7 protein-coding genes are annotated in these 7,098 nt (G+C 69.6%); 5 read left to right on the top strand and 2 right to left on the bottom strand.

The window, feature by feature from the left end:
- The 5 genes from CcI49_RS42975 to CcI49_RS39265 form a co-directional block, all read left to right on the top strand.
- The coding region (locus tag CcI49_RS42975) for a hypothetical protein (protein WP_347280178.1) at window positions 1–281 on the top strand (281 nt) is incomplete at its 5' end.
- 689 nt (window positions 282–970) lie between these two features.
- The gene (locus tag CcI49_RS39280; protein ID WP_083749991.1) at window positions 971–2,098 is read left to right on the top strand and encodes a sulfotransferase; all 1,128 of its coding nucleotides are present in this window, start codon (window positions 971–973) and stop codon (window positions 2,096–2,098) included.
- Between the two features lie 27 nt (window positions 2,099–2,125).
- Window positions 2,126–3,373, top strand: coding sequence for a pyridoxal phosphate-dependent aminotransferase family protein (locus CcI49_RS39275; RefSeq protein ID WP_076834817.1), 1,248 nt, complete (start codon window positions 2,126–2,128; stop codon window positions 3,371–3,373).
- A 46-nt stretch (window positions 3,374–3,419) separates the two neighbouring features.
- Entirely contained in the window at window positions 3,420–4,343 is a 924-nt protein-coding gene (locus CcI49_RS39270; protein WP_083473671.1) for an SDR family NAD(P)-dependent oxidoreductase, read from the top strand.
- Window positions 4,344–4,428: 85 nt separating this feature from the next.
- Complete coding sequence (locus CcI49_RS39265; protein WP_083749994.1) at window positions 4,429–5,964, top strand: MFS transporter; 1,536 nt, start codon at window positions 4,429–4,431, stop codon at window positions 5,962–5,964.
- A gap of 61 nt (window positions 5,965–6,025) precedes the next feature.
- Here CcI49_RS39265 and CcI49_RS39260 read toward each other — a convergent pair whose 3' ends face one another.
- Both CcI49_RS39260 and CcI49_RS39255 read right to left on the bottom strand, forming a co-directional pair.
- Window positions 6,026–6,361 (bottom strand): TfoX/Sxy family protein, encoded by a 336-nt coding sequence (locus CcI49_RS39260; RefSeq protein WP_054569554.1) that lies wholly within the window; start codon window positions 6,359–6,361, stop codon window positions 6,026–6,028.
- Window positions 6,358–7,098: type 1 glutamine amidotransferase domain-containing protein (locus CcI49_RS39255; protein ID WP_347280179.1), on the bottom strand; the 741-nt coding region annotated here is incomplete at its 5' end. The genes CcI49_RS39255 and CcI49_RS39260, both read right to left, overlap by 4 nt.

The following is a 7,098-nucleotide window of genomic DNA, read 5'->3' as shown; positions in this document are numbered from 1 at the left end:
ACCCTGAGCAGGTCCGCCCCCTCGGCCAGCCCCTCGACCACACCGGCTGGGTGTCCGCGGTGGCGTTCGGGCCGGACGGGCTGCTGGCAACCAGCGGCTACGAGGGGACAGTGCGGTTGTGGGATGTCGAGGAGCTGCAATGGCTACGGGAGCATGCCTTCGAGGTGGCGTGCCGGCTGGTAGATCATGGTCTGACCGAGTCTGAATGGCGTAAGTCTGTCTCCGATATGGACACTGATCCGTACCGTGACTCGTGCGGAAACCGACGCCCAGCCGGCTAACCACGATCGGGCCTGACAGGCTCTGTCGACGGCGGCCTCATTGGCTTGCCTCGTACAGCGTCCACCTACGGCACCGCCGAATTCGACTCTGGGTCGACGGGTCGCGACCGTTCGGCGGAGCGGACCTGCGCCCTAGGGCGGTAGTTCCTAGCTTCAAAGTGGTGGGCTAGCTGATCACGATCTCCGAGGTGCGGGAGCTACTGCGCCCGTCGTCGCCGGACGGGCACCTCTCACGCCACCGGGCGGACCGGATACTCCTTCACGCTGCTACCCGCCGAGGGAGCTCAGCGAGCATCACGGCGCTGATCGCCATCTCGTCAGAGAGCTCGGCGAGATCTCCATCAGGGGTTTTGGTCGACAGCGCTGCTGGGAGCACCCGCGGTCAACCTGTCGGCCGGCGACCCATTGCTCAGCAGCCGACAACCGTCGGCACTTTTGGCTGGTCATATCCCGTTCAGGCAAGGATCTGCCACCACTGAAAGTTGGCCGATCGGGATTAAGGAGAATCCATCGAGTGGCAATGATGCGCGAACCATCCGGCCGCACTGAAGCACGAGGCGATGGATCGATTGCGGGTACGAATCGGTTCGGTGCATTACTTGTCGGGGTTTCTCAGCGCCTGCGAACATACCCTGGAAGGATCCCGCTTCTCGAGAAACGGCCATCGGCGAATCACGGGAGCATCCACAGTGGACAAGGTCGGAACAGTTGACGACATTCACGCCGCCGCCACGGCCCTGACCGGCCTCACCGATTTCGGTCCGCCCGATTATCATGAGGGGCTTGAGGTCATCCTGGCCGCCTACCAGGACGAGGCCGACCTCACACCGCTCGGCGTCGCGATGGCCCGCGACGAGTTGCGCGACATTCTGGTGGCCCGCCTGTTCAGCGAGGCCGGCTGGCAGCGCTATCCCGAGTACGCCGAGGTTCCGATCGAACGGCCGCTGTTCATCATCGGAATGCCCCGCACCGGCACGACCACGCTGCACCGGCTGCTGACCGCCGATCCGGCCCATCAGGGCCTGGAACTGTGGCTGGGCGCCGCTCCGCGTCCCCGTCCGCCGCGCCCGAGCTGGGCCGACGACCCGATCTTCCAGCTCGTCCAGGGAGCGATCCAGGCATTCCTGGATCGGAACCCGGGCTATCTCGGTATCCACAACCGGGACGCGGCGAAGGTCGAGGAATGCTGGCTGCTCACCCGTCAGTCGATGATGTCGGCCTTCTTCGAGTTCACCGGGCACGTGCCGACCTACTCGAGCTGGCTGGCCGGGCAGGACTGGACGGCCGCCTRCGAGCGCCACCGCCGCAACCTGCAGCTGATCGGGCTGCCCACGCCCGGCCGGACCTGGGTGCTCAAGTACTCCGGCCACATGCTGTGCCTGGACGCCCTGCTGGCCACCTATCCGGACGCGCTGATCGTGCACACCCACCGCCGGCCGGCCAGCACCGTGCTCGGCTCGGCCTGCAGCATGGTGAGCCGGCTCGCGGCGGGCAAGTCGACCAGCTTCCACGGCGACGCGATCGGCCCGGCCCTGCTCGAGCTGGCCGACCGGGCCCTGACCCGCTTCGCGGCGGACCGGGCCCGCCACGACCAGGCCCATTTCCACGACGTGGAGTTCGACGAGTTCACCGCCGACCCGCACGGGGTCGTCGCCGGAATCTACGAGCGGCTCGGCCGCCCGGTGCCCGAGCATGCCCGCGCCGCCATGGCCGAGGTGCTCACCGAGGACGACCGGCTGCGCTCCCACCGTTATGACCTCGCCGAGTTCGGCGTCACCGCCGAGCAGGCCGACGCCCGCCTCGCCGGTGTGGTCTGACCGCCCACCGCACCGAACGGAGACATGATGACCACGACGGCGCCCACCGGGACGGCGGAAGCGGCCCTGGCCCGGTGGGGTTTCTCCGAATGGATCGCGCAGACCCGGCGGACCGGCGAGTTCATCGACACCCCCGAGCTGGACGGGGTCAACGACGCGGTCATCAGCGTCGACGGCCGTCCCATGGTCAACTTCTCCGGCATCGGCATCCTGGGCTGGCAGCATGACCCGGAGGTCCGCAGGGTCTTCGCCGCCGCGGCGGCCGAGTACGGCCTGGTCGTCGGCGGTTCGCGGCTGGTCCAGGGCCTTTCCCGGCCGCACCTGGAACTCGAGAGGCTCGTGGCCGAGATCACCGGCAAGGAGAAGGCACTCACCTTCGCCACCGGCCTGCTGGCGAACTTCGGTTTCGTCCACGCGATGAAGGCCCGGTTCTCGTTCGCCGACGAACCCGGGGTGAACAACGCCGACATGGTCCTCGTACTCGACCGGGACAGCCACTGGAGCATGTGGAAGGCCGCCGACGGGTTCAAGTACGGACGCAACCTGTTCGACTTCGAGCACAACGACGTCGCGGAGCTGCGCAAGCTGCTGGCCGAGCTGGGCGACCGGCGGGTCGTGGTCGGTTTCGAGACGGTCTACTCGTCCGACGGCTCGATGGCGCCTGTGGGCGAGATCCTCGATGCCTGCGAGGAGTTCGGGGCGGTCAGTTTCGTCGACGACGCCAACGGGTTCATGGCGTACGGCAACGGTGGCCACCGGTTCGCGGCGGAATACGAGGCGCTGCGCCGCGCCACCTTCCGGATGGTGTCGTTCGGAAAGGCCGTCGGCCTGTCCGGCGGAGCCGTCGTCGGGCCGGCGGACGCCATCGACGCATTCCGTTTCCTCTCAGGCACGTCGATTTTCACGACGAACATCCAGCCGCCCACCGCGCAGGCCATCACACACGTGCTCGAGCGGATGCGGCGCGACCCGTCGGTGATGGAGCGATATCTCGACCGGATTGACCGGCTGCGGGAACGTCTGATCGCGGTCGGATGCACCATCAATTCCACGCCGACCTTCGTCACCTCGATCGCCGTCGGTTCCAACGAGACCGCCGTTCGGGTACGGCGGGATTTTCTCGAGCGCGGCTACCTGGTGCCGATGTTCGTCTATCCGGCGGTCCGGAGGAACGAGGCGGTGATCCGTCTGCTCGTGAACAATCGACTGTCCGACGAGCAGCTCGACGGTTTCGTCGAAACGCTGGCCGAGCTCCGCACGATCCACGGTTTCTGACAGCGCCCAACAAACCTGCCGCGGGCCGGGCCGAGCGAGGGGCACCATGGATTCCCAGTCACCAGACCCTGCGTCACCGTCCGCGGCGATCCCCCGGCCGCTCACCCCGTTGGTCGCCCCGCTGGTCGCCCGGCCAGCGGGGCGACCAGTCGCCCTGGTCACCGGGTGTTCGAGCGGCATCGGGCTGCGCAGCGTCCCGGCGCTGGTCCGGCGGGGTTTCCACGTCGTCGCCACCCTGCGCGACCTGGGCCGCCGCGGCGCGCTCGACAAGGTCGCCGACGAGCACGTCACGGTGCTCCGGTTGGACGTCACCGACCAGCGGACGATCGACGAGACCGTCGCCGACGTCCTGGCCGCGACCGGCCGTATCGACGTACTGGTCAACAACGCGGGGACAGCACCGCCGAACTTCGTCGAGGAGGCACCGCTGGCGCAGTGGCGATCGGTGTTCGAGACCAACCTGTTCGGCCAGGTCGCGATGACCAACGCCGTCCTGCCCGCGATGCGGGCACGGGGCCGGGGCCGGGTGGTGATGATCTCCAGCGTGGGCGGGCGGGCACCGACTCCCCTGCTCGGCGTCTACTGCGCCTCGAAGTTCGCTCTCGAGGGGTACGCCGAGACCCTGCGGCTGGAACTGCGGCACTCGGGCATCGACGTGGTGCTCGTCGAACCGGGCTCCTACCGGACGCCGATCTACGACACGCCGCTGCTGGACGCCCCCGTCCCGGTCGAGTCGCCCTACGCGGACGACTTCGTCCGGCTGCGCGCGTTCTACGGCGAGTACATCGCCCACCACCTGCGTGACCCCGACGAGGTCGCGGAACTGGTCGCGACCCTGGCCACCCGCAGGCGCCCGCGACTGCGTCATCCGATCGGCACCGACGCCTGGATCAAGCTTGCGCTGCACGCCCTGCTCCCCTGGCCGGCCTACGAGCGGCTGACCCGCCGGCTGATCGGCCTGCGGCCGTAGCCGCCGCCGGGCGGCCGAGCACCTGCGGCGCGTAGTTCCAGGCTTCTGGCCTGGCATTTCGCCGCCCACAACGATCGGAGCGCTGATGGCGTCCACTCCGCAGCCACCTGGCGTCGACGTCGTCCGCGGTGCCGGCGACGCGGTGTCGGGAGGGCTGGCCGCCGGCCGGCGGCGGGTGGTGCTGGCGATCTGCTGCACAAGCGTGTTCGTGGTCGCGATGGACGCGACGATCCTCAACGTCGGCCTGCCGTCGATCAGGAGCGACCTGCACGCCGCGGACTCCGGGCTGCAGTGGGCCGTGGACGCCTACAGCCTGGTCATGGCAAGCCTGCTGCTGTTCTCCGGCTCGATGGGTGACCGGTTCGGACGAAGGCGCGTGTTCCGAACCGGACTGACGCTCTTCTCGATCGGCTCGTTGCTGTGCAGCCTGGCGCCCGGGCTCGGTTGGCTGACCGCATTCCGGATGGTCCAGGCGGTCGGCGGCTCGATGCTCAACCCCGTCGCGCTGGCAATCATCACCAACACCTTCACCGATCACCGCGAGCGAGCGCGTGCGATCGGCCTGTGGGGCGGGATCGTCGGTCTGAGCCTGGCGCTCGGGCCGGTTGTCGGCGGGCTGCTGGTCGACACGATCGGCTGGCGGTCGATCTTCTGGCTCAACGTACCGGTCGGCGCCCTCGCACTGATTCTCGCCGGACGATATCTGCCCGAGTCGCTGGCGCCGCGGGCCCGGCGTTTCGACCCGGCAGGCCAGGTGCTCGTCGCCGTCACCTTCGGTACGGTCACCTACGCGATCATCGAGGCGCCGGAGGCCGGCTGGGCCTCCCCACCGACAGTCGCCATGTTCATCGCCAGCGCCCTCGCTCTCGCCGGGCTGGTCGCATGGGAGAAGCGGCGCCCGGACGCCCTGTTGGATGTGCGGTTCTTCCGCAGCGCACCGTTCTCCGGGGCCACGGCCATCGCGATCTGCGCGTACGCGGCAATGGCCGGATTCCTCTTCCTGAACACGCTCTACCTCCAGGCCGTGCGCGGCTACTCCKCGATGGACGCCGGCCTGCTGACACTCCCGATGGCGGCCGTCGCGACGCTGACGTCGCCGATCTCCGGTCGCCTCGTGGCCAGCCACGGCCCTCGACCGGCGCTGATCATCGCCGGGATCGCGATACCCGCCAGCGGAGTCATCCTGTCCTTCCTGAGCAGCTACGAGAGTCTCGCGCCGGTCATCTGCGCGTACGTGCTGTTCGGCGTCGGGTTCGGAATGGTCAGCGCCCCGACCACGAACATCGCGGTGTCCGGCATGCCGCTCGCCCAGGCAGGCGTCGCGGGAGCGATCGCCGGTACCAGCCGGCAGATCGGCATCGCCCTCGGTGTGGCGGTCTTCGGCTCGGTGGCCGCCCATCGCGTCACAGATGGCTCCGGAACGGCGGCCATCGACCCAACCAGCGCACCACCCTGGTGGATCATGACCGGCTGCGGACTGACCATCGCCGCACTCGGCGTTCTCACCACCGGCCGCTGGGCGCGGGAAACCGCAGCCCGGACCGCGGCACTCTTCACCCCCCGGCCGGCGCCACCCGAGCCCGAGGCGCCATCCCCGCCACCGCCCGCGCCGAGCAGGTGAACGCCGCCGGTCCCACCGCGGCCGGCGGGGTCTCGGCTGGCATCGACGAAGGCGACGGCCCTCACGTCCCCACCGGTCCAGCGAGGCCGCCGATGGCGTGGCGGACGAGATCGGTGAGGGCTTCGCGGTCGTCGAGCGCGTCGTCGGGGACGCTGTAGTAGGCGCGGACGGTCACGGTTCCGCCTGCCGCCTGGTAGGTGAACGGCCGACTGCCCGCGCTCTCCCACGCCGGCCGTTCCCGGTCGGGGACCCTGACGTAGACGGTGTCCATGACCATGGCGACCTGGCGGCCGGCGTGGCAGATCGCCCAGCCGCCGAAGAACCGTCGCAGGCTCATCCCGCCGAGCCCTTCGACCTGGTCGAGAACGTGCTCGGCGAGGTCGCGCTGCCCGCTCACGGCCGGGTGGGGGCGGTCCGGACCGGCCGAGCCGTCTCGATGACGAGTTCGGCGACCCGGGTCGAGGAGGCCGGGTTCTGTCCGGTGACGAGCTGGCCGTCGCGCAGGACGTGCGGGGCGAAGGGCCGGCCCGCGCGGTAGTTCGCGCCCAGCGAGCGCAGCCGCTGTTCCAAGGAGAACGGTACGAGGCCGGTCGCGGCGACCAGTTCCTCCTCACTGTCGCTGAACGCGGTCAGCTGCCGGCCGTTGACTACGGGGCGTCCACCGACATGGAGGTCCACGAGCGCGGCGGCGCCGTGGCAGACCGCCCCAACCGTCCCGCCCCGGGACAGAACCGAGGTCAGCAGGTCGGCGAGTGGCGGGTTGGCGGGGAAGTCCCACATCGTCCCGTGCCCGCCGACCAGGAACACGCTGTCGAACGCGCCGACATCCAGGCCGGCCAGCGGCACGGTCGCCGCGAGGCGGGCGAGGGCGTCGGGATCGGCACGGAACCGGTCCACCGCGTCGGTGGCCGCGGCCGGGGCGAGGCTGGCGGGGTCGACAGGAGGCTGCCCGCCGGCGGGCGAGGCGAGGATGACCTCGATTCCGGCGTCGGTCAGGGCGTGGTACGGGGCGGCGAGTTCCTCGTACCAGAATCCGGTGGGACGGTCGGAGTCGCCGAAGCGGGCGTGCGAGGTGAGGACGAGCACTGCTCGGGAGCCGGACAAAGGAGCCTCCAGGAGAATCTGAGCACGGCG

The sequence above is a fragment of the Frankia sp. CcI49 genome (genome assembly GCF_001983215.1).
Classification (GTDB): Bacteria; Actinomycetota; Actinomycetes; order Frankiales; family Frankiaceae; genus Parafrankia; species Parafrankia irregularis.
This window is presented reverse-complemented; position numbering and strand designations above follow the sequence as displayed.